This window comes from Segatella intestinalis (assembly GCF_029348455.1).
Classification (GTDB): Bacteria; Bacteroidota; Bacteroidia; order Bacteroidales; family Bacteroidaceae; genus Prevotella.
Genome location: NZ_JARJVV010000027.1, coordinates 1 through 22,872 on the forward strand (window position 1 = coordinate 1; position 22,872 = coordinate 22,872).

The window sequence follows — 22,872 nt, forward strand, 5'->3', positions numbered from 1 at the left end:
ATTCTTTACAAAGATACAAAATATTTTTGGTATAAGCAAATATAAATAGTTAATATTCAATAAGATACAACATTAATATCTATATGTTAAAAGGTAAAAAGTTTGATGCGTTTGCCCTGCCCCACAGAGTAGCCTTACGACTACACTGTGGGACTTAATATATCAACTCAACTTTCGCTGAGTTCGGAACTTACCGTTGCTTTACTCGAGACCGAACAAGGCTCTCAAACCACCGTCTACACCCGAGAAACCCATGAAGGCAAGACTCAGGAGAGCTGCTGTTACCATGACAATGGCGATACCCTGCATGCCCTTAGGAATGCGAACCAAAGCCTGCTGCTCGCGAATGCCGGCAAAGACAATGAGCGCCAAGGCAAAACCAAGAGCTGTAGAGAAGGCGTAAACCACACTCTGAAGCAGATTGTAGTCCTTCTGAATAACCAAAATGGCTACACCCAGCACGGCACAGTTGGTTGTGATAAGAGGCAGGAAGATGCCCAATGCCTGATAGAGAGCTGGCGAAACCTTCTTGAGGATAATCTCCACCATCTGTACCAAAGCGGCTATGACAAGGATGAACGAAAGGGTCTGAAGATACTGCAAACCGAAAGCATCGAGCACATACTTCTGAACACACCAGGTGATAATGGTTGCCAAAGTCAGGACGAAGGCAATGGCACCACCCATACCGATGGCGGTATCAATCTTCTTCGATACACCCAGGAATGGGCAGATACCGAGGAACTGCGACAAAACAATATTGTTGACGAATATCGCAGAGATAAATATCAATAAATATTCCATATATTACTCCTCCTTATTTCTTTACCTTATTAAATATTGCAATGATGTAACCCAAGGTGAGGAAGGCTCCTGGAGGCAAGATGAACACCAGAATGTTGGTGGTCTCTGGCAAAAGAGTTACTCCGAAGAGGCTGCCTGAGCCGAGAATCTCGCGTGCACAACCCAGAATGGTGAGACCGAGGGTGAAACCTAAACCTACACCGATACCGTCGAACAAACTTGCCACTGGCGAGTTCTTGGCAGCAAAACTCTCCGCACGACCCAGGATGATACAGTTAACTACAATCAGTGGAATGTAGATACCCAATGCCTGGTTGATGCTGTCGGGTGCATAGGCGCTCATAAACATCTGCAGAATGGTTACGAAGGCTGCTATCACTACGATGAATACAGGGATGCGAACCATATCGGGAGTGATCTTCTTGATACAGGAAATCACAAAGTTGGTACAAATCAGCACCGCCATAGTAGCCAGTCCCATGGAGAGACCGTTGATGGCGCTGGTGGTGGTTGCCAAAGTAGGACACATACCAAGGAGCAACACGAAGGTTGGGTTCTCCTTGATAATACCATTCATTAAAATCTTAATATTACTCATAGTGGCTTATCCTTTCTTTACTTTTGTGGCACCGCTCTTACCGTCTGTACCCTGCTGGGTATAGGCTGCGTATGCCTGGTTAATAGCCTTGAGGAAAGCACGACTGGTAATGGTAGATGCCGTGATGGCATCAACAGCATTGCCGCTCTTGTCGTCCTTGCTCACGTGCAGGTTGCCATCCTTTGGTGTCTTGCCAATGATGCTGCCCTTGCCGTCTTTCTGGAACCAAGTGCTGGCCTTGGCACCAAGACCTGGAGTCTCTGAGTGCTGAAGAAGGGTGTAACCCAATATCTTGCCCTCTTTGTCGAAACCTACCAGTACCTTCAGGTCGCCACCAAAGCCGCCTGTGGTGCTCTCTACAGCTGCTCCGAGAGAGTTGCCGCTCTTGTCGGAACAAGCATGAACAATAAAGGTAACCTCCTTGCCGTCTATAGTCTGCGGTACCTCTTTTGGGGCAGCCACCTGCAAGTCGTCGGTTCCCATCACGCTCTTGATACCAGCTGCCAATGACTGCTCAGCCTTCTGGGCGATAGGACCTGATGTGATATGGTTCACATAAGCGAGCACTGCACCTACAACGAGTGCCACACCCACCAATACGAGAACCATGTTCTTCAATGATGATTCTAATTTCTGCATGTCTCTATCCTCCTTATTTCTTTGCAGGCTTCTCACCGAAGCGCTTGGGTTTAACGTATGTGTTAATAAGAGGTGTGAACGCATTCATGATGAGAATGGCGAACGACATACCTTCTGGATAGCTACCCCAGTTGCGGATGATGACTGTCAGCAGACCAATGCATACACCATAGATGAGCATTCCCTTGTGGGTCATTGGTGATGTGACATAATCGGTGGCCATGAAGATGGCACCCAACATCAAACCACCGCTGAGGATAACTGCAAATGGATTGGCATATACAGGGTTGGCCAAGTGCATCAAACCGCTGAATACAAACACGGTAGCGATGATGCTTACAGGAATGTGCCAGGTGATGACCTTCTTCCAGAGCATATATGCCAAACCGAGCAAGAGGGCAATGGCACAAACCTCACCCGTTGTACCGGCACCGAAGCCCTCGCCTGTAGCACCAAAGAGAAGGCTCAGAGAGTCGGGCAACTGCTGAAGCACAGAGCTGTCGCCTGTCTTGATGGCTGTCTTCATGATAGCCAGAGGAGTGGCAGCTGTTGTGGCATCGGTATAGCTGAGCAGCTGTCCAGCCACAGGCCATAAGGTCATCTGTGCAGGGAAGCTGACGAGCAGGAAGCAACGACCTACCAAAGCGGGGTTGAAAGGATTGTTGCCCAAGCCACCAAAACTCATCTTACCCACACCGATAGCAAACAAGGCACCGATGATGATGATCCAAAGTGGAAGGTTGCTGGGCAGGTTCATGCCGAGCAAGAGACCGGTAATGATGGCAGAACCATCGAGCAGACTGGTCTCGGTCTTGAGAATATATTTTGTGATAGCCCACTCAAAGAAGACGCAGGCAGCCACAGAGGCAAGCAGTACTACTGCCGAACCCAGGCCGAAGAAATAGAAGGAGGCCAAGATGGCAGGTACGAGAGCTACGATGACTCCGTACATGTTCTTCTCCACCGACTCGTTGCCATGGGCATGTGGCGATAATGAAACGATTAATTTACTCATTTTTATTTCTGTTGGGAAGTTTACGATATATTACTTCTTTGTGTTGCGAGCACGGATAATACCCATCACTGCTGCCTTACCACCGATGATGTTGTCGAGGATAGGACGATGAGAAGGACAGGTAAACTGGCATGAACCGCAGGCGATACAAGAGGTTACCTCTTCTGCCTCCAAACGCTCATACTCCTTCATCACACTCAGTGTGGCAAGCAAGTAAGGCTCTAAGCCCATAGGACAGGCCTCCACACACTTGGCGCAACGGATACATGGCTCAGCCTTCTTGCGGTGAGCGTCGGCATCGGTCAGGACGGTGATGGAGTTGGTGCCCTTGGTGACAGGAACATCAAGGCTGATCACAGCCTTACCCATCATAGGACCACCTGCCAAAACTTTGTTGTCGCCCTCGGGCAGACCGCCACAAGCCTCTATCATCTGAGAGAAAGGTGTACCCATACGAACGAGGAAGTTGCCAGGATTCTTCACCTGCTTACCAGTAACTGTGGTGTAACGCTCGAACAAAGGCTTGTTCTTCATAACTGCCTGATACACAGCAAAGGCAGTACCTACGTTCTGAACGATTGCTCCAACATTGACAGGGATAGCTGGAGGAGCTGGAACCTGACGGCGGATAACGGCATCAACCAACTGCTTCTCACCTCCCTGAGGATATTTCTTAGCCAAAGGCACAATCTCGATACGTGAATCGGCGGCTGTCTTTTCCTCGAAGAGCTTGATGGCTGCAGGCTTGTTGTCCTCGATACCGATATAGCCCTTCTCTACCTTGGCAGCCTTCATCAGGAGGTTCAAACCTACAAGAATCTCATCGGCATGCTCCATCATAAGACGGTAGTCGGCTGTGATGTATGGCTCGCACTCCACACCATTGATGATGACACACTCGGCCTTGGCACCTGGAGGAGGACACAGCTTGATGAAGGTTGGGAAACCTGCACCACCCATACCTGTGACGCCAGCCACCTTGATGCGGTTGACGATCTCTTCGGGAGTGAGCTCGGGATGAGATGCTATCGTCTCCAACTTTTCAGAACGGTCGATACTCTCCTCCCACTCGTCGCCTTCTACATTGATGATAATACAAGGCTTGCGGTAGCCGGTAGCGTCGATAGACTGGTCTACCTTGAACACAGTTCCCGAAACTGAACTGTAGATAGGAGCACTGACAAAACCACCAGCCTCAGCAAGCAGAGTACCTACCTTCACCTTGTCGCCCTTGGCAACAACAGGCTTTGCAGGAGCACCGATGTGCTGACCAAGAGGGAAAATGGCCTGCTTAGGAAGGGCTGCCACCTGAGTAGCCATCTCGGCTGTAATCTTATTCTCTTCTGGGTGAACACCACCTATTCTAAATGTTCTCAATTTCATGCTTGTTCCTCCTTCTTTACTTCTGAAGTCTCAGCCTTGGGTGCTGCAGGAGCCTCAACGGGAGCTGCATCGGCTGGCTTAGCCTTCTTTACAGGGAAATTAACTTTCACGAGAGCACCTGTTGGGCACTCATCAACACACTTGGTACACATGCGACACTTGTTGAAGTCGACATAAGCCACATTGTTCTCAATGGTGATGGCATCAAACTTGCAGACTTTCTGGCACTTACCGCATCCGATACAAGCAACGCTACAAGCCTTCTTGGCTACTGCGCCCTTGTCGTGATTGACACACTGAACATACACACGACGACCCTTAGGACCCTTCTTGCGAAGCTCAATGATGTGGCGTGGACAAGCCTTGGCACAGGCACCACAGCCAGTACACTTCTCCTCATCCACCTCGGGAAGACCTGTCTCGGGATTGATAGAGATGGCACCGAACTGACAGGCAGCCACACAGTCGCCACAGCCCAGACAGCCAAAACCGCAACCTGTCTCGCCTGCTCCACAAGAGTTCATAGCTGCACAGGTATGCAAACCATCATACTCGGCGATGCGAGGACGATGCTCGCAAGAGCCATTACAACGCACTACTGCCACCTTAGGATCGGTGTTGGCCACAGCGATACCCAAGAGATCGGCAACCTTGCCCATCACGTCGGCACCACCTACAGGACACATCAGTCCTTCGATGCTGCCGGCATCAGCTCCCTTGACCAAAGCTGCTGCCATACCGGAACATCCGGCAAAGCCGCAACCACCACAATTGGCACCAGGCAGAATCTCGCCCACCTGACCTAATCGAGGGTCCTCATCGACGGCAAACTTCTTGGAAACTACGAAGAGAACCAATGCGGCAATAAGCGCAATGGCACCGAGCACCAAGACTGCAATCATAATAAAGTTCATAATCTTTGTATTTGTTTTAGTTATTAATATTATTACTTTCCATTGACCTATAGTGTTTTACTTCTCGATGGAGAAGCTGAGTCTGCGTTTCAACTTGCCACGAAGCAGATACAGACATATATAATAAGGTATAAGTATGCCCAAAGAAGAAAGGGCTGCCATACCTTCTGAGCCCGAAACCTTCAATACTGTCACCAAGGCTACAACCATCAGGACCAAAGGCAGAAGATAACCATACCAGCTGGCACAGAAGCCTACACTGGTATCGGCCAAAACTCTGACCGAGTCGCCAACATGGTATTGAGAAGCATCTGATGTGGTAACTTCCACCAACTTCTCCTTGGTTTCGGAGGCATTGCAGTGGGAGGCTACCTTACAAGCGCTACAAGCCGATGACTGGAGGATGCGCACACGTACTGTTGTGCCATCGACGCCATCGACTACACCGGAATGTTTTATCTTATTGCTCATGCAGTAATTCTTGTTCTTGTATCTTTTTGTCAACCCTGTTTGACTTGCTGTTTTGCTAAGTCGAGTTTACAAAGCTATTTTCAATGCAAAGATAATACATTATTTATAATTGGCAAACAAAAATATGTTTTTTTCAAAAAAAAAGAAACGCAAACGTTTTCTTTGTTTGCGTATACTCTGTTTTTTCGGGATCAAAGGCAACAACTCTGTTCCCCAAACAGTAATGAGTAATTACTTGAATACTACAATATGTTTCGACCTGTACGGTTGGCACGCCCAGAAGATTCAAAAGCTCTCCAACAGCACGCCCTGAACCAACGGTCACCGGCCGAAGGGAAAGGTAAAGGGCGTATTGGGTAATTTCAACCGTACAGGTCGAATTGTTTTCTGAAAGTTATAAATTGTTTTTCCTCTTGTTGTAAATTTCCATTCAAAAGGCATTAAATCTCTGTTCAAAAGGCATTAAATCTCTGTTCAAAGCCTTTGAACGGACATTCAAAGGCTCTGAACGCACATTCAAAGGCTTTGAACGCACATTCAAAGGCTTTGAACGCACATTCAAAGGCTATGAACGAAACTTTCAAAGGCTAAAAAGAACTTTTACTTTGTGAACCAGCAAAAATTCAATGATTAGAACTTCTTGAACTTCAGACGGAGGGTCTTGGAGCGAAGTATCATTCTGCTTCCACTAAGAGCCTCTTTGGCAAAATGCTCCTCCAACTCGTTGACACCATAATAGCGCAAAGGCTCAACATCGTCGACGGGAATATCGCCACCATCCTCGCCATTGTCCTGGTGCCAGTTGTTCTTATAGGCCTTTCCCAAGAAAAGGCTGTCGCCAGTCTGCTCAAAACGGAAATAATAACCCAGTCTTCCTTCACGGTCGATATCAGACACACTGATGAGCCGGTGCTCTATGCCCCAGAAGAAACGACGGTTGGAATAATCGCCCGTCTTGCCAGTTGCCAAGGTATCAATGCTCTCAAGGTGCCAATAGCCATCAAGATCGCCATTGCCACTCGACTCGAGAGTACATGAGGAAAGTGAGCCCAACGCCATCAGCAGTCCTGCCACTGCTGCCACACCAAGAGCAGCAATAGGATGCTGTCGTTGCGTATTCGACTTCATATTTTGTTTTTGATTGTTCTTTGTCATGCTGTTATTTCTATCCATTCGTTACTTCTTCTTTTTACCAAAATCCAGTATGCCCGACTTGCCCACGGTGAGCTGGAAACCTGCATTATGACCCAACATCTGATCGCTGCCGAAGTCCATGGCATAACCGCCCTTGGCATGCCAGCCATGAGCAAAACGATAGTTGGCCTCGGCAAGGAAGCTCACATTGTGATGGGGCTTGGTGAAGGGCTCCTGATAGGTTCCCCAGCCTTTCTGGTAGGTGGCCAGCACGCGATAACCCAGACGGGAAGTTGGCTGTCCGTCGAAACCAAGATGGAAGGCTACGAAGCGGTTGTCGTGCACATAGAGGTCGCCATTCTCATTATAGATAGGCGAACGGTAGAGCGGATTGCCCATCACCTGTCCCCAATGCTGCCAGCCTGGATAGTTGCCGTGATTATAATAGTCGTCCATTCCTGCCAGGTGGTCGGGAATGTTCATCGTATGGTCGTGATTGAAAGGTCCGCTCTGATACTTGGTATAGAGATACTCGAACACCACATTGCGAAGCCATGTGCCGTGAGGAAGATTCAGTTCGGCACCCAGCATGATGTCCTTCAACTTATAACGGTAGTATCTGTTCTTCTTGCGGTCCTGCCATTCCTCACCCTCTCCATAACCGTCGTAGTCGAGGAAAAACATCTGACTGTGGTCCTCAAAGAAATGATCGGCATAAACACCGATATGCCAGGTGTCAGCCTTGTAGTTGAAACGCATCAGCCAGCTGCCCAAATGGTTTCCCTCCACATTGGCATAGGCTCCATCAGTGGCATCAGCACCACTGGGTATGAAGGCATGAAGGAAATCCTTAAAGCCCTTGCCCGTAGGTATCTGCACCATCTCGCCATTGGCTCCACGATGATAGACATTGCCACCAAACTCGGCAGCCATCTCTAACCCCAGCTCAAGGCTCCAGGGACAGAAACGATCCTCGTTGCCGATACGCAGGAAACCAGCCTTACTGTGATAGAGTACATGCTCGGCATACTTGGTGCGACGCTGGGTGAAGTCTTTCTGCCAGTTGTCGTCGGTCATCATACCAAAGGCCACATGTCCCTTCAGCTGTAACCAGCGTCCGAAGGCAGGAATAGTCCAATATTCGGGCAATGCCAACCGGACCTGTGGCACAGGACGGGCGTTGATACCCAATGTCTGACTGCCGCTGCTCAAGGTCTGGTTCTTCAGTTCCAAAGGATATTCCTTGGCTCCCACACTCAGTACACCATGCAGCCAGCGAGCCTCAACAAAGGCTTGCTGCACCACAACATGACTGGTGTAATGAAGCGGAACAGCCACATCGGCACCATAACCTATTCCCCATCGGCGTGCAGAGTCGAGAGACAAGGGGCGAACAAGACTGCCTCGCAGATAACCATTGGTCGACGAAAGCGAAGAGAGGCCATACTTGTTGGCATTGAGCCACAACGGCGTCTTGCCATGCGAGAAAGACCCCTGCATCTCGACTTGATAACGAACGTCTTTGCCAAGGTCGAGCTTTCCCGCCTCGGCACCATCCTGCCAGGCATACTGAGCACGAACCGAAAGAGGCAGCATCGCAGCTGCCGCTAATATAATAAGGTGTATTTTATTCATCCTCTTGAGATATCTAAAATCGGGTAAAGATTAATATGTTTTGCAAAAATAGGAAAAAGTTTACTTTCAGCCAAGCAAAAGGCAAGTTTTCATTGATTTCTGACCCATTTTTATGCCATAAGACGGTGGTTTAGGGATTTTCCCCTGCCCATTTAGGGAAAAACCTTTTCTTCGACCAGCATTTTGACCTATCTTTGCAACGTAAAACAAAAAGAACAAGAAACAACAACTCTTTAAAACGATACGATTATGAAGAAGTTTATATTAGCTATGGTGACACTGTTCACAATGACAGTTTCTACCGCATCGGCCATGAGTTACGAGCAGGCTCGCCAGCAGGCTCTCTTTCTGACCGATAAGATGGCATACGAGTTGAATCTTACCGACGACCAATATGAGGCTGCATACGAAGTGAACCTGGATTACCTCATGGGGGTAAACACTTACGACGACCTGTATGGAGCATACTGGAGACAGCGCAACGCCGACTTGAGCTACATTCTCCTCGACTGGCAATACAGAGCCTTCCTGAATGCCACTTACTTCTATCGCCCACTCTACTGGAACGGAGGCTACTGGCATTTCGGCATCTACGCAAGATACCCTCGCCGAGACTACTTCTTCTTCGGACGCCCTCACTTCTACACCGTATACAGAGGCGGACACAGCTGGCACAGGAACGGAGGAAGAAGCTGGTACAGCGGACGTACTTATGGCAGACCACATCCTGATGGCGGACCAAGAATGGGAATGAGAGACGGATTCAACCGTGGAGACTACGGACGAGGACAGAGTTTCGGCAACATGACACGCCAAAGCAGCACACGCACCACCGTGACACGCGATCGCCAGACAGGAAACAACCGCTCATTCGGTAATGCTTCAAGAAACAACAACCGTACTTTCGGTAATCCATCGAGCACACCTAACCGCTCTTTCGGCAACAGTTCAAGAGACAACAACCGTTCTTTCGGAACACCTTCGAGCACTCCTAACCGCTCTTTCGGAAGCGGTGCAAGAGATTACAACCGCTCTTTTGGAAGTAGTTCAAGCAGTCCAAGCCGCTCTTTCGGCAACAGTTCCGGCAGTTCTAACCGTTCTTTCGGCAACTCAAGCAGAGGCGGATCTTTCGGCGGTAACCGTGGAGGCTCATCCAATCATGGTGGCGGCTCTTTCGGTGGACGCAGATAAAACAAATATAAATAAACAAGCAGGAAAAGCAAATAAGTAGATGTATCAAAACTAAAATAGAAATATGCGAAACGTTTAAACAAATTAGAGAGTTAAAGCGAAGAGAGGTGTAACCGTTATCGGCACACCTCTCTTTTTTGTTTATTTACGGATTCATCTTTGGTTTGAGTCAAAAAGTCCTATTTGGCCAATACGATTGTCTTAAACCAGTCTTTCAAGACACCAGCATACTGGTCTTGAGAATCGGACAGAAGAATAAGCACCTGAGAGCCATCAGCCAGTTGCGGACCAAGACACATCCCTTCATAATTGGCAAAGGAACGTCCGAGAAGGGTAAGACGGGTTGACCACTGAGTAAGCAAAGTCTTCCTGACATAAGGAACGTCATCACTGGCAAACGAAGCCGACATAGGGAAGACCTGTTCCTCGGCAGGATTGACGAGATAAAGCTTGCATTGGCAGGAAGCACCTATCTTGGACTTGGGCACATACACCTCACGCTCCAACACGAGAAGCTGTCCATCAGGAAGCACACACAACTCGCTCACTCCCATGGCATAGGTATGAGGCCGCTTGCGAATCGCAGGCGCATCCATCCGGTAAGCGTATGAAACTGCTATAGGATGCCTGACGGAACCAAACATGGAAGAAGTGTCGGAACGCTCGCTCCAGTCGAAAGCAAACAGGCGCAAACTGTTGGCTTCTCCATTCTGCCATGATGCAGGCTCGCCGTCATTACGCAAGGTACTTTCAGAAATGCTCCACAGAAGATGACGCACGGAATCATAGGCAAGTGACTCATAGCCATAATTGGGATGAAAATCGGAAGGAGAATGAGTCGATGACCAAACAAAGTCTGCCGGCTTCTGCTTCCTGACAGCCACCGACTCGCCCACACGAAAAGTACAACGGTCATTATTCATTCCGTATACAGGATATTCAGCAAAACGGAACAAGCCCTCGCTGACTGTAACAAGAGTAGAATCAGACACTCGGGCTATCGCCTCGTGGTCTAACCCTTTCTCACGAACCGTCTCACTGAAGCCCAGGTTCTCGACGTGCTCCAACTCTCCCGACACAGGATTCAACTGTATGCGAAATTTGAAGAACAAGGCGCTGTCGGATTTATCGCTCACCACAGCATAGATGTCGTCATGCAGATGCGTGATACCACTATAGTTGCCAGCAGCCACCGTCTTGGGAAATGTTTTCTGAGCATTCTCCCTCACGACATGCCAGGCTGAAGACACAGACTCTGCCTGAAAGACTTGGGCTGTAGCCACCAAGCCGAAAAAAAGAGAAGCGCACATCAGCACACCTCTCTTATATATATGATGTTTTACCATTACTTATATGTTTTTACTGCCAGTTTCTGTCATTTCGTCCACATCGAATAAGTCAACACAAAATCCATAGCGAGTTCAAAATCAACCCGTGCTGTCTTACCGCTCTTCAGGTTCTCAACATCGCAAGCCCAGTCGGCCATCGTGTCAAAAGGCTTCACGCGCATATCCTCGAAGAGAAGATTCTCTTCCGAAAACAACTTGAACACCGTTTCCTTGGCACACCAATGCACCAACTTGGCATCCAAGGAGTCTGCCCGTTCGTCTTTCCTGAGAAACTTGGAAGCGATGCGCTCTACCCTATCACTCATATACTCAATGTCCACGGCCACCTCTGATTTTTTCGACAAAATAAGGGCAGCATAGCCTTTTGTGTGAGAGATGCTGACATGATAGCCCCTGAACAAAGGCTTGCCCTGCCCGTTGTGGGTAAAGTCGCCAGCATGAGACAGCAACCCCTTGGAAGCTCCATTGACCCGTAGCATCTCATACATTAATGCACGAATGGCAAGAAACTCAAGTTTCCTGCCATCATTCTTGTATTTATCATCCAAAGAGGAACGATAAGGCAAGAGATGAGGATAAAGGTCGAACAACTGTTCGGGCGACTCATCCATCTGCCATAACCCTAAACTCACACCAGGATATACTTCACGTATGTTTACTACTGCCATCTTTGTTCACACTCCTCTTTATTTGTCATCACCATTTTTATTTGTCATCACCATGCCCAGAACTGACAGGATGCACAGTCACCTTGATCTTACTGATACGGCGCTCCTCTATACCCATCACTTCAAAGGAATAGTTCTTATAGTCCAGTTTCTCGTGCATACTGGGGAAGTCGCCCTTTATCTCCAACAATAGTCCCGCAAGCGTATCGGCATCACCCTCCACCTCGGCAAACTCGTCGTCATCGATATTCAGTATACGACAGAAATCGGCAAGCAGAGTCTTTCCCTCGAACACAAAAGTATTGTAGTTCAACTTGGAGTAGAACTTCTCTTCCTCATCATACTCGTCATTGATTTCGCCTACGATCTCTTCCATAATATCCTCAAGAGTCACAATACCGCTGGTGCCTCCAAACTCGTCGACCACAATGGCTATATGAACCTTGTTCTCCTGGAACTCGCGAAGCAAATCGTCGATTTTCTTGGTCTCAGGAACAAAATAAGGAGGACGTATCAAACTCTGCCAACGGAAACTGGCAGGCTTATCCAAATGGGGCAGCAAGTCCTTGATATACAGAATGCCGCGGATATTGTCCGTATTGTCCTGATAAACAGGTATACGACTGTAATTGTTCTCTACGATACACTTCAGCACCTCAGCATAGGTGCTCTGAATATCCAGATCGACAATGTTCTGACGACTTGTCATCACCTCCTTGGCAGTCTCGTCGCCAAAACGGATAATGCCCTGAAGCATGCTCTGCTCATTCTTGATATCGTCCTTGTCGGTGAGTTCCAGAGCCTGTTCAAGCTCATCCACACTCAGTACATGATTCTCTTTCTTCATCACCTTCTCGGCAAGCATTCCACTCTTCAAAAGAATGGTTTCAATAGGCCAGAAAATTTTACGGGCAAAGAGAATGGCATCCACACAGCGGCGACAGAAACGAAGAGGATCCTGACGGCAGTAAACCTTTGGCATGATTTCACCAAAGAGCAACAGAAGAAAAGTGAGAAACACCGTCATGATCAAGAACTCAAGCCAATAAGCCTTGGGACCGAACTTGACAATGCTGACAAAAATATTACTCAGCAACATGACAATCATGACGTTGACAAAGTTGTTGGTAATCAAAATCGTTGCTAAAGTACGCTCAGAGTCCTCTCGCAACATCTGAATCTTTCTGTCACTCGGATTCTTGCCATCTTCCAGTTCTGCCACATCTGAAGGCGACAAACTGAAAAAAGCTATCTCAGAACCACTGGCAAAAGCAGAAAGAAAGACCAAAGCTACCGCCAACAATCCAGCCAACATAACGCCTACAGTAGGCGACTGGATTGTGACATCGCTAAAAGCCTCGGTTATGGTCGATATATCCAATGTTGTATAGTATCTTTAAAAATTAAAAAGGTAAACTGTCTGAATCCGAAGCGGGTGTCTCCTCTGTCTTGGTCTCGACATTAGGGGCCGGTGCATCCGTATGAGCAGAAGCCGATTTGGGGGTAAGCATCTCCATGTTGTCGACATAAATTTCTGTCACAAAGCGACGTTTGCCCAGATTGTCAGCAAAGAAGCGATAGCGTATCTTGCCCTCTACATAGAGTTTGTCGCCCTTGTGGACATACTTCTCTACTATCTTGGCAAGAGTGCGATAGAACACAAGGTTATGCCACTCGGTACGATCGGGAACCTGCGTGCCATTGGCCAACGTATAACCCTTCTCGGTAGTAGCCAAAGTAACCTGAGCCACAGCCTGGTCGGCATCATAATAACGCACGTCAGGCTCCTTGCCTACATTGCCTATCAACATCACCTTATTCATAAGCTTAAGTGTTTTATTTCCACATTCCCAAATAACGGAAATGATAGTTCTTTCCCTTTACAGATGGAAATTGACTGCGAGAATCCACACGCTCACGCAGATGCTCTATAATTCTGTCGTAGCAATCCTGTCCCGACATTGCCTTGACATTGGCTACGAAATGTGTGTCACGATATTCAAACTTGCCTGTAGCAGGAATCAATACCACACGCTTAAAGTCCAAGCTACCCTCATACCATCCCGGACGCTCCTCCACAAGACGGTTGAAAACATTGTCATTCATCTCTCGCGCTACGGAAGCAGGACGAACAGCTTTCTTATCCTTGAAATCCTGCATATTGGCAGCAGCAGTCTTGATAACAATAAAATAAACGCGGGGACGTACCTTATAACGCTTAGGATAACAAACATCACTTGCTGCATATTCCCGAATATCGGCTTCCAAATCGGCATCAACACTAATCTCAGGAATACTTTTTAAAAAATCTATTGCTTGGTCTGCATTTGATACGAATACCTCTCGATCAAAATATCGTAAATATAAATTCATAAGTTAAGTGTATTTTTCTGAAAATAGAAAATAAAAAAAGAGCGGAAAACGGGACTCGAACCCGCGACCCCGACCTTGGCAAGGTCGTGCTCTACCAACTGAGCTATTTCCGCAACAAAAAAATAAATGGTGAAGAGGAGGAGACTCGAACTCCCACGACACAATTGTCACTACCCCCTCAAAGTAGCGCGTCTACCAATTCCGCCACCTCTCCAACATTTCAAAAGACTCTGAATACCGTGCCCAAGACAGGACTCGAACCTGCACGTTGTGAAACACACGCACCTGAAACGTGCGCGTCTACCAATTCCGCCACTTGGGCTTAGAAGTCATCCTCCTGTTTTGGTTTATTCAGAAAGTCGAGCGGAAAACGGGACTCGAACCCGCGACCCCGACCTTGGCAAGGTCGTGCTCTACCAACTGAGCTATTTCCGCAGTAAAATCCATTTGTTAGGAGCATTTCTCTAAATGCGGTTGCAAAGGTACGGCTTTTTCTGGAACCACCAAACTTTTTCGTAGTTTTTTTTCAAAAAAAGCACTCTTTAGTTTACTTTTTTTACAAAAACAGCCTTTTTACTGCATTTTAAAGCTAAAAAGAGCGCTTTTTCCTACTTTTTTGATGTTTGCTTAATCCATTCTGTTTTTATAATCCTCATATCCAAATTGGCGCAATATTTCCATTTCTCCGTCAGGATGAACGATGCCAATGGCGGGATGAGAGATGCCATTAAAGGTGTTTGTCTTCACTGTTGTGTAGTGAAGCATGTCCTCGAAAATCACATTCTCACCAATCTCCAACTCATGATCGAACTGCCAATAACCCATAAAATCACCACTCAGGCAGCTGTTGCCTCCCAATCTGTAGACATGATCACCATCGGGTGCCTTCATCATATCGTCAACCTCTATCGTCCTGGCATTTCTCACTGCAGGCATATAGGGCATTTCAAGACAGTCGGGCATATGACAAGTGAAGCTCACATTCAAGATAGCAGTACGGATGCCGCTATTCTCCACCACATCAACAACCTGCGAGACCAAAGCACCGGTTTGCCAGCCAAAAGCACTTCCAGGCTCCATGATGACCTGGAGGTGAGGATAACGCTGATGAAATCCCTTTATTATATTAATAAGGTGTAACACGTCGTAATCGGCACGAGTCATCAGATGCCCGCCACCAAAATTAATCCATTTCAACTGTGGAAACCACTTGGCAAACTTTTCCTCGATATGTACCAAGGTGCGCTCGAAGACATCTGCCCCACTCTCGCAATGACAATGACAATGGAAACCTTCTATATCGTCGGGCAACTGATCAGGCAACTGATCAGCTGTAACGCCAAAACGACTTCCGGGAGCACATGGATTATAAAGCAACGTACCCACTTCGGAATATCCAGGATTGACACGCAAACCACAACTGATCTCAGGATTTACCTCCCTCACCCGCTCATGATAACGGGCGTACTGCGACAAGGAATTGAACGAAAGATGGCTGGAGCATCGGGCTATCTCGTCGATCTCGTAGTCGGTATAAGCCGGAGAATAGGTATGGGCCTTGCTGCCGAACTCCTCGAAAGCCAACCGCGCCTCACTCAACGAGCTGGCTGTAGTGGAATGAATATACTCGCGGAATATAGGAAAAGTTTTCCATAATGCATAAGCCTTGAAGGCAAGAATGATTTCCACATCCGCACGCTCGGCAACGCTCCTGATAAGCGACAGATTATTACGAAGACGTTCCTCTTCCAAAAGATAAATTGGAACGTGAACTTCATTAAAATTAGCTAAATTTATGGTCATAACTTGATAAATATTAATTTTCGAGTGCAAAGATAGCTTTTTATCTCTGATAAAATTGCAAGTTACCATTTTTTTTAATACTTTTGCATCACAAAAGACACAGACGATGAAATTAGTAATAATGACAAAGTCCACATTCTTCGTGGAAGAAGACAAAATATTGGCCTCATTGTTCGATGAGGGTATGGACAGCTTACACCTGTTCAAACCCAATACCTCGCCCATGTATTCTGAGCGGTTACTCACCCTCTTGCCGGAAGATTATTACCGCAAGATAGTAGTACACGATCATTACTACCTGAAGGGGGAATACAATTTGGCCGGTATTCATATTGACGATCCACTGGCACCAGTGCCGGATGGATATAAAGGAAAATTCAGCCGTTCTTGTTCCGACCTGACAATGCTCAAGGAGATGAAGAAGAAATCCAACTACGTTTTCCTGAAAAATGTATTTGACTGTATAGAATTCAAGGACGAGAAGTCCACATTCTCTATGCAGCAACTCGAAATGGCAGCCGACAAGGGGTTGATAGACAAAAAGGTCTATGCCTTGGGAGGCATGAGCCTTGAGAACCTGCACATAGCAAAACGCTTAGGATTCGGAGGCGTCGTTATCTGCGGTGACCTATGGAACCGTTTCGACATTCACAACGAAAATGATTTCAAGGAACTCATCGGGCATTTCGAAAAACTAAGAAAGGCTATCAGTTAAAAAGAATATTATCCACTATAACACAAAAAAAAAGAAATGAGTGACAAAAACTCTTTTTTGGTATTCTCCGGTACAAACTCGAGATACCTTGCAGAAAAAATCTGTGCAAGTTTAGGTTGCCCTCTCGGTAACTTGGTTGTTACCAAGTTCTCTGATGGTGAATTTGGCGTTTCTTTTGAGGAATCTATCCGCGGACGCGACGTATTCCTCGTACAAAGCACCTTCCCTAATTCAGACAACTTGATGGAGCTACTCCTGATGATTGATGCTGCCAAGCGTGCATCTGCACGCCACATCATCGCAGTAGTACCTTACTTCGGTTGGGCAAGACAGGACCGCAAAGACAAACCTCGTGTAAGCATTGGCGCCAAGCTCGTTGCCGACTTGCTGAGTGTGGCTGGAATCGACCGTCTGATAACAATGGACCTCCATGCCGACCAAATTCAGGGCTTCTTCGATGTACCAGTTGACCACCTGTATGCATCTGGTGTCATCCTGCCTTATCTTCAGAGCCTGCATCTCGACGATTTGGTCATTGCTTCTCCTGACGTTGGTGGTTCTAAGCGTGCCAACACATACGCCAAGTATCTGGGCTGTCCATTGGTTCTTTGCAACAAGACCCGCGCTCGTGCAAATGTTGTGGCAAGCATGCAGATCATTGGTGATGTAAAAGACAAGAACGTCGTCATCATTGACGACATGGTTGACACAGCCGGAACCATAACAAAAGCTGCCGATATCATGAAAGAAGCTGGCGCAAAAACAGTTCGTGCCTGTGCTTCTCACTGCGTGATGAGCGGCCCTGCTTCTGAGCGCGTACAGAACTCAGCACTCGAGGAGATTGTCTTCACCGACTCTATCCCTTACACAAAGCGTTGCGAAAAGGTAAAACAACTCACCATTGCCGATATGTTCGCAGAGACTATTCGCCGAGTAGAGGACAACGAAAGTATCTCTTCTCAGTATCTCGTATAAAAGAATCATCAAAATTCTTCAACATAGAGCCTTCCTTGTTTTTGCAAGGAAGGCTTTTTTATGGCTATTACAGATTAGCCTATTGCAGAGGCTATTACAGAGGCTATTATAGAGGTTGGTGCACGCCTATTGCAGAGGCTTACTTCAATATGACAGTCGACCGAGAGACAGCCATTATAGGCGAATGGAAAAAAAAGAATCCCATGCTTCTCATAACGAAACATGGGATTCTTAAAAAACTATTGCTATTATTGCACTTATCGTATTAGTCCAACCACTTTACGTAGCAGAAGTCCTGACGATGAGGCAACTTGTCGTTCTTAGGATACATACGAACAGCTGTCTTGAAAGAACCTGCATTTACTGGCTCTATCTGAGCCTCAAAGGTAAAGTTGTTACCCTCATGACCCTTCACCTTGAATGGATAAACAGCATAAACCTGCTTGCCATCCTCTACCTGATTTTTCAGAACTACAAGCTCAAGACCTACAGCGTCGTTCAAGCCCTGCTCGTCGATAACATACTGAATCTTGTACTTCTTACCAGTCTCAACACCATTGACCAAAGCATCATTCTTTGAAACTACATGGATAGAATCCCAACGCTCGGCAACAGACTCCTTCCACAGAGCAATCTCCTTAGCGAGAGCATTGTCGTTGGCGCTCAACTTCTTGAAACGAGCAGCCTGCTTGTTGTAGAACTTATCATAGTAGTCATCCAACTGACGCTTCATGGTGTAATGAGGAGCAATAGTTGCAATAGAGTTCTTCACTACCTGAATCCACTCCTTGCTGTAACCCTCCTTGCACTTGTTGTAGTACATAGGAACGATATCATTCTCCAACATATTGTAGATAGTAGCAGCATCCAACTGATCCTGATAACCCTGGTTCTGGTAAGTACGCTTCTCAGGAAGAGCCCAACCGGCACCCTCACGATAACCTTCTACCCACCAACCATCGAGAACAGAGAGGTTGACAACACCATTCATCTCTGCCTTCTCGCCAGATGTACCAGAAGCCTCCAATGGACGTGTAGGAGTATTCATCCAAATATCAACACCAGAAACCAGACGACGGGCCAAAGTCATATCGTAGTCCTCAAGGAAGATAATCTTGCCAAGGAACTCAGGACGCTGGCTGATTTCGAAGATCTTCTTGATCAAGCCCTGACCAGCACCATCAGCAGGGTGAGCCTTACCAGAGAAGAAGAACAATACAGGATGCTCTGGGTCGTTAACGATCTTAGACAGACGGTCCAAGTCGGTGAAGAGCAAGTGAGCACGCTTGTAAGTAGCGAAACGACGGCAGAAACCGATCATCAAAGCGTTAGGATTGATACGCTCGAGCAAAGATACTACACGAGCAGGATCACCCTGATTCTTCAACCATGTCTGTGTGAACTTCTCACGGATATAAGCTACAAGCTTCTTCTTCAATGCCATACGGGTGTTCCAGATTTCTGCATCTGAAACATTGTAGATAGCATGCCAGATTTCCTCGTTGCTCTGATCGCTCATAAAGTTCTTGTCGAAATAGGTATCATAGAGCTTGCGCCACTCTGTGGCTGTCCATGTTGGGAAGTGTACACCATTTGTTACATAATCCACATGATTCTCCTCTGGGAAGTAACCCTTCCAGATGTTAGAGAACATCTGCTGGCTTACCCAACCGTGCAGCTTACTTACACCGTTAACCCCCTGGCAAGTGTTGCAGGCGAAGGTAGAGAGGCAGAAACGCTCGTTGTGATCGTCTGCATTCTCACGGCCCATACCAATGAACTCGTCCCAAGAAATGCCTAGGCGCTGTGGATAGCCACCCATGTACTTGCCGAAGAGAGCCTCGTCGAAGTAGTCGTGACCAGCTGGTACTGGAGTGTGAACAGTATAGAGAGAAGAAGCGCGAACCAACTCGAGAGCCTGGTTGAAGTTCAAGCCGTCCTCCTCGATATAATCGCAGAGGCGCTGCAGGTTGCAGAGAGCAGCATGACCTTCATTGCAGTGGTAAATCTCCTTCTTGATACCAAGTTTCTTCAAAGTCAGGATACCGCCGATACCCAGCAGGATCTCCTGCTTCAAACGGTTCTCCCAATCACCACCATAGAGAGAGTGAGTGATAGGACGGTCGAACTCAGAGTTCATATCATTATCTGTATCCAGGAGATACAACTTGATACGACCTACGTTCATCTGCCATACATAAGCATGAACCTGATAGTTTGTATAAGGAACATCTACGACCACAGGATTGCCATTCTCATCCAGAACACGCTCCAAAGGAAGAGAGTTGAAGTTCTGAGCATCATAATTGGCAATCTGCTGGCCGTCCATGCTCAAAGACTGCTTGAAGTAACCATATCTATAGAGGAAACCAACAGCACACATATCCACGTTGCTGTCAGAAGCCTCCTTCAGGTAGTCACCAGCAAGCATACCCAGACCACCAGAGTAGATCTTAACCACCTGGTTAATACCATATTCCATACAGAAGTAAGCTACAGAAGGACGCTTGGCGTTAGGTTTTACATCCATATAATCACGGAACATCTTGTAAACCTTCTTCACCTTTGCCATTGTCTCCTTATCCTTTACAATAGCTTCCTTGCGGTCATAGCTCAAACGCTCCAAAAGCAATACAGGGTTGGCATTCACCTTTTCGTAAAGTTCTGGATCGAGGCTCTTGAACAAGTCACGACCCTCATAGTTCCATGCCCACCACATATTGTGAGCGATTTCATCCAAGCACTTCAACTCCTTAGGGAGGCTTGACTTGATAGTTGTCTCCTTCCATTGAGGAGCATTTGCGTAATCTGCCTTAATTTTCATTGTGTTTTGTGTTAAAGTTTTTTAGTTACGTACTTCGACCTTGCGTAAGGCAAAATCATAAGCTTTATAATAATATTCAATAAAATTGCTCCACAAAGCTTTCTTGGAAAGCTTGTCAGCATTAGCCCTACTTTTCTTTACTTCAGCTGCATTGAAGTTGGAATATTCAGCAACTGTATCCTTGATAGCATCTGCCACCTCTGAATAGTTGTAATCTGTGCGACGTATCACCTTTACGCCGTCTGAAATCTCGCAATAACCACCCTTCTCGCTATTAGCCCACAAGCCAAAGCCAGCCAAATCAGTAGTGATACAAGGCACTTTGAAAGCTACAGCCTCCAAGGGAGTATAGCCCCATGGCTCATAATACGAGGGATAGATACACAGATCGTTGCCAAGAACTACATCATAATAGGTCTTGTTCACGATTCCGTCATCACCGGTAAGATAACAAGGCAGAAAGATTAATTTCACCTTATCGTCTTTGCGATTCTGCATATCGAGGTACTTCAGCATACCCAGCACGTTGTCATGGCTCATATTCTTAAGCCAATGGGTTACAGCCGGCACTTCGAGCGGCGTATCATATTTCTTGCCACTGTCAAGACGTTCTCTCAAATCGGCACGGGGTTCACCCACCCAACCAGGAACATCAATGAAAGCAAGCACATTCTTCTTAAGCTTCTCGTCACGCAACAATCTGTTCATTGCCTCAATATATACATCGACACCCTTGTTGCGGAACTCATATCTACCACTGGTGGATACGATCAGCGTATCATCATCCAAATCGGTACCCATCAACGCATTCGCCACATCAAGCAGACGCTTACGAGCCTCCTTGCGCTTCTTGGTAAAAACAGCACCCTTTGGTACAAAACTATTGTCAAATCCGTTAGGCAAGACAAAGTCTACTGGCTTGTCCAACAGTTCCTTGCATTCATTTGCTGTGATTTCACTCACCGTTGTGAAACAATCCACATTCCATGCAGTCTGCTTCTCTATCGAATGCTTACTCTGCATGTTGAGCTCTTCAGCCATCTGATCACCATTGTAAGCAAAAAGATAATCGTAAAGAGGCTTGTTGTTGCCTGCTATACTGCGCCCGATACTGGTAGCATGGGTTGTAAAGATGGTTGCTATATGTGGCAGGTTCTTTTTGATATACAAAAGTCCAAGTCCTGTCATCCACTCATTACCATGATAGATAACTTTCTTGTCTTCACCCACAACATGCTTATAGAAACTCTCTACTACAAGAGCAGCAGCATAAGAGAACATAGATGCTTCATCATAATCTCCATAAGCATGGAGACTGTCTACTTGGAAGTTCTCCCACAACTTACCATAAATTTCGTTCTTTATAGCATAATAAGGAGTAAAATCTACTAATATTGCAACAGGCTCACCAGGAATATTCCAGCGACCCACTTTAACTTTCAGCCCTTCTTCGGCAGCCAGCTTTTGCCAATCAGCATAAAGCGCATAATCTCTCGAGAAATAAGGATTAACCTTGTCCCTCCAACAATCAGGACCAATGAAGATTAGTTGATCCTGCAGTTTTTCTTTTAAAGTATTTGCTCTAGTAGATAATACAGTATAAATACCGCCTACTTTGTTACATACTTCCCAGCTTGACTCAAATATATAATCTGGAAATAATTTTTCTTTTCCCATAAAATATTAATAAACACCGCAAAGATAATTAAATAATTACAAAAAAAAGAATTATTTGAAAAGATAATTCAAAAAAAAGAATGAATTCTTGATTTAAATAAATAACTTTGTCGCAGTAATTCAATAAAATGATGAAAAAGAAACTATTTACATTGCTATTTTTAGTGCTGTCTACAACGTGTTTTGCACAAATTGACAGTACAATTTTCAAGGGCACACTTACCAATAAAGAGTATAATGTGTATCTGAAGATAGATTTTTACGACCAAAACATCAAAGTTCCCGGACAGGAAATATTTGGCGATATGGCTGGCTTCTTCGGCGACTACAAAGATGGACGAAAATGGCTGATTACTGAAGTAAGTATAAAGGATCAGACAGCCTCACTGTCCATCATCAATGATTATGGCAGTGAAGATCTTACTGCAGAGTTGTCTGTTACTCCAGAAGGAAAATACATTTTTAAACAACTAAAAGGCAGCACCATGAAAATTGCAAGAAACCGCAAATGGCTCAAACTGCCCAAAACAATAGAGTTCATTCGTAGATAAAAATGTGACAAAGTATGGATGCAAAGATACAAAAAAAGCCTCAGGAATCTTTCGAAACCTGAGGCCTTGATGAAAAAAGGAGGCGGCTACCTACTCTCCCGCATTGCATTGCAGTACCATCGGCGCAAGTGGGCTTAACTTCTCTGTTCGGAA

The 22,872-nt window shown here is 46.4% G+C and carries 21 protein-coding genes, 4 tRNA genes and 1 rRNA gene; 4 read left to right on the forward strand and 22 right to left on the reverse strand.

Annotation, left to right across the window (positions count from 1 at the left end; translation table 11 throughout):
- Window positions 1-201: 201 nt before the first annotated feature.
- From rsxA to P3T48_RS13855, 9 genes are all read right to left on the reverse strand, one after another.
- Entirely contained in the window at window positions 202-804 is a 603-nt protein-coding gene (gene rsxA, locus P3T48_RS13815) for an electron transport complex subunit RsxA (RefSeq protein ID WP_276507068.1), read from the reverse strand.
- A gap of 13 nt (window positions 805-817) precedes the next feature.
- Window positions 818-1,402, reverse strand: a complete 585-nt coding sequence (rsxE, locus tag P3T48_RS13820; RefSeq protein WP_158464028.1) for an electron transport complex subunit RsxE — start codon at window positions 1,400-1,402, stop codon at window positions 818-820.
- Between the two features lie 6 nt (window positions 1,403-1,408).
- Window positions 1,409-2,041, reverse strand: a complete 633-nt coding sequence (locus P3T48_RS13825) for an RnfABCDGE type electron transport complex subunit G (RefSeq protein ID WP_158464027.1) — start codon at window positions 2,039-2,041, stop codon at window positions 1,409-1,411.
- 13 nt (window positions 2,042-2,054) lie between these two features.
- Window positions 2,055-3,056, reverse strand: coding sequence for an RnfABCDGE type electron transport complex subunit D (locus P3T48_RS13830; RefSeq protein WP_276507069.1), 1,002 nt, complete (start codon window positions 3,054-3,056; stop codon window positions 2,055-2,057).
- A 30-nt stretch (window positions 3,057-3,086) separates the two neighbouring features.
- Window positions 3,087-4,439: an electron transport complex subunit RsxC gene (gene rsxC, locus P3T48_RS13835; protein ID WP_276507070.1), complete on the reverse strand. Its 1,353-nt coding sequence runs from the start codon at window positions 4,437-4,439 to the stop codon at window positions 3,087-3,089.
- Window positions 4,436-5,353 (reverse strand): Fe-S cluster domain-containing protein, encoded by a 918-nt coding sequence (locus tag P3T48_RS13840; RefSeq protein ID WP_276507071.1) that lies wholly within the window; start codon window positions 5,351-5,353, stop codon window positions 4,436-4,438. Before P3T48_RS13840 ends, rsxC begins: the two co-directional genes overlap by 4 nt.
- Before the next feature lie 57 nt (window positions 5,354-5,410).
- Window positions 5,411-5,824 carry a SoxR reducing system RseC family protein gene (locus tag P3T48_RS13845; protein ID WP_276507072.1) on the reverse strand — a complete coding sequence of 138 codons (414 nt, stop codon included), beginning with the start codon at window positions 5,822-5,824 and terminating at the stop codon, window positions 5,411-5,413.
- 630 nt (window positions 5,825-6,454) lie between these two features.
- Complete coding sequence (locus tag P3T48_RS13850) at window positions 6,455-6,979, reverse strand: lipocalin-like domain-containing protein (protein ID WP_276507073.1); 525 nt, start codon at window positions 6,977-6,979, stop codon at window positions 6,455-6,457.
- Between the two features lie 21 nt (window positions 6,980-7,000).
- Window positions 7,001-8,593 carry a capsule assembly Wzi family protein gene (locus P3T48_RS13855; RefSeq protein WP_276507074.1) on the reverse strand — a complete coding sequence of 531 codons (1,593 nt, stop codon included), beginning with the start codon at window positions 8,591-8,593 and terminating at the stop codon, window positions 7,001-7,003.
- A gap of 249 nt (window positions 8,594-8,842) precedes the next feature.
- Here P3T48_RS13855 and P3T48_RS13860 point away from each other — a divergent pair, with 249 nt between their 5' ends.
- Window positions 8,843-9,784: a hypothetical protein gene (locus P3T48_RS13860; protein ID WP_276507075.1), complete on the forward strand. Its 942-nt coding sequence runs from the start codon at window positions 8,843-8,845 to the stop codon at window positions 9,782-9,784.
- Window positions 9,785-9,963: 179 nt separating this feature from the next.
- Here the strand turns inward: P3T48_RS13860 and P3T48_RS13865 are convergent, their stop codons facing one another.
- The 10 genes from P3T48_RS13865 to nspC form a co-directional block, all read right to left on the reverse strand.
- A complete protein-coding gene (locus tag P3T48_RS13865) occupies window positions 9,964-11,130 on the reverse strand; it encodes an esterase-like activity of phytase family protein (protein ID WP_276507076.1) in 1,167 nt (388 codons plus the stop codon).
- 29 nt (window positions 11,131-11,159) lie between these two features.
- The gene (locus P3T48_RS13870) at window positions 11,160-11,801 is read right to left on the reverse strand and encodes a 4'-phosphopantetheinyl transferase family protein (protein WP_022252904.1); all 642 of its coding nucleotides are present in this window, start codon (window positions 11,799-11,801) and stop codon (window positions 11,160-11,162) included.
- Window positions 11,802-11,838: 37 nt separating this feature from the next.
- Window positions 11,839-13,182 carry a gliding motility-associated protein GldE gene (gene gldE / locus P3T48_RS13875; RefSeq protein WP_276507077.1) on the reverse strand — a complete coding sequence of 448 codons (1,344 nt, stop codon included), beginning with the start codon at window positions 13,180-13,182 and terminating at the stop codon, window positions 11,839-11,841.
- A gap of 22 nt (window positions 13,183-13,204) precedes the next feature.
- Window positions 13,205-13,624, reverse strand: a complete 420-nt coding sequence (locus tag P3T48_RS13880) for a single-stranded DNA-binding protein (RefSeq protein WP_276507078.1) — start codon at window positions 13,622-13,624, stop codon at window positions 13,205-13,207.
- A gap of 13 nt (window positions 13,625-13,637) precedes the next feature.
- Window positions 13,638-14,174 carry a hypothetical protein gene (locus tag P3T48_RS13885; RefSeq protein ID WP_022252901.1) on the reverse strand — a complete coding sequence of 179 codons (537 nt, stop codon included), beginning with the start codon at window positions 14,172-14,174 and terminating at the stop codon, window positions 13,638-13,640.
- A 40-nt stretch (window positions 14,175-14,214) separates the two neighbouring features.
- A tRNA-Gly gene (locus P3T48_RS13890) sits at window positions 14,215-14,287 on the reverse strand.
- 14 nt (window positions 14,288-14,301) lie between these two features.
- Window positions 14,302-14,388: transfer RNA gene (locus tag P3T48_RS13895), tRNA-Leu, on the reverse strand.
- A gap of 26 nt (window positions 14,389-14,414) precedes the next feature.
- A tRNA-Leu gene (locus P3T48_RS13900) sits at window positions 14,415-14,496 on the reverse strand.
- 40 nt (window positions 14,497-14,536) lie between these two features.
- Window positions 14,537-14,609, reverse strand: a tRNA-Gly gene (locus P3T48_RS13905).
- A gap of 192 nt (window positions 14,610-14,801) precedes the next feature.
- The gene (nspC, locus tag P3T48_RS13910; RefSeq protein WP_276507079.1) at window positions 14,802-15,977 is read right to left on the reverse strand and encodes a carboxynorspermidine decarboxylase; all 1,176 of its coding nucleotides are present in this window, start codon (window positions 15,975-15,977) and stop codon (window positions 14,802-14,804) included.
- A 106-nt stretch (window positions 15,978-16,083) separates the two neighbouring features.
- Here nspC and P3T48_RS13915 point away from each other — a divergent pair, with 106 nt between their 5' ends.
- On the forward strand, window positions 16,084-16,692 hold the full coding sequence (locus P3T48_RS13915) for a beta/alpha barrel domain-containing protein (protein ID WP_022252899.1): 609 nt from the start codon (window positions 16,084-16,086) through the stop codon (window positions 16,690-16,692).
- A gap of 36 nt (window positions 16,693-16,728) precedes the next feature.
- On the forward strand, window positions 16,729-17,667 hold the full coding sequence (locus P3T48_RS13920; protein ID WP_022252898.1) for a ribose-phosphate pyrophosphokinase: 939 nt from the start codon (window positions 16,729-16,731) through the stop codon (window positions 17,665-17,667).
- 265 nt (window positions 17,668-17,932) lie between these two features.
- On the opposite strand, the gene glgP is transcribed toward P3T48_RS13920, so the two are convergent.
- A complete protein-coding gene (gene glgP / locus P3T48_RS13925; protein ID WP_276507080.1) occupies window positions 17,933-20,491 on the reverse strand; it encodes an alpha-glucan family phosphorylase in 2,559 nt (852 codons plus the stop codon).
- Window positions 20,492-20,512: 21 nt separating this feature from the next.
- Window positions 20,513-22,168, reverse strand: a complete 1,656-nt coding sequence (locus tag P3T48_RS13930) for a glycosyltransferase (RefSeq protein WP_276507081.1) — start codon at window positions 22,166-22,168, stop codon at window positions 20,513-20,515.
- A 131-nt stretch (window positions 22,169-22,299) separates the two neighbouring features.
- Between P3T48_RS13930 and P3T48_RS13935 the strand changes: the two genes are divergently transcribed.
- Window positions 22,300-22,719 (forward strand): hypothetical protein, encoded by a 420-nt coding sequence (locus P3T48_RS13935; RefSeq protein WP_022252895.1) that lies wholly within the window; start codon window positions 22,300-22,302, stop codon window positions 22,717-22,719.
- Between the two features lie 77 nt (window positions 22,720-22,796).
- Here P3T48_RS13935 and rrf read toward each other — a convergent pair.
- A 5S ribosomal RNA gene (rrf, locus tag P3T48_RS14445) occupies window positions 22,797-22,872 on the reverse strand; the annotation flags it as partial.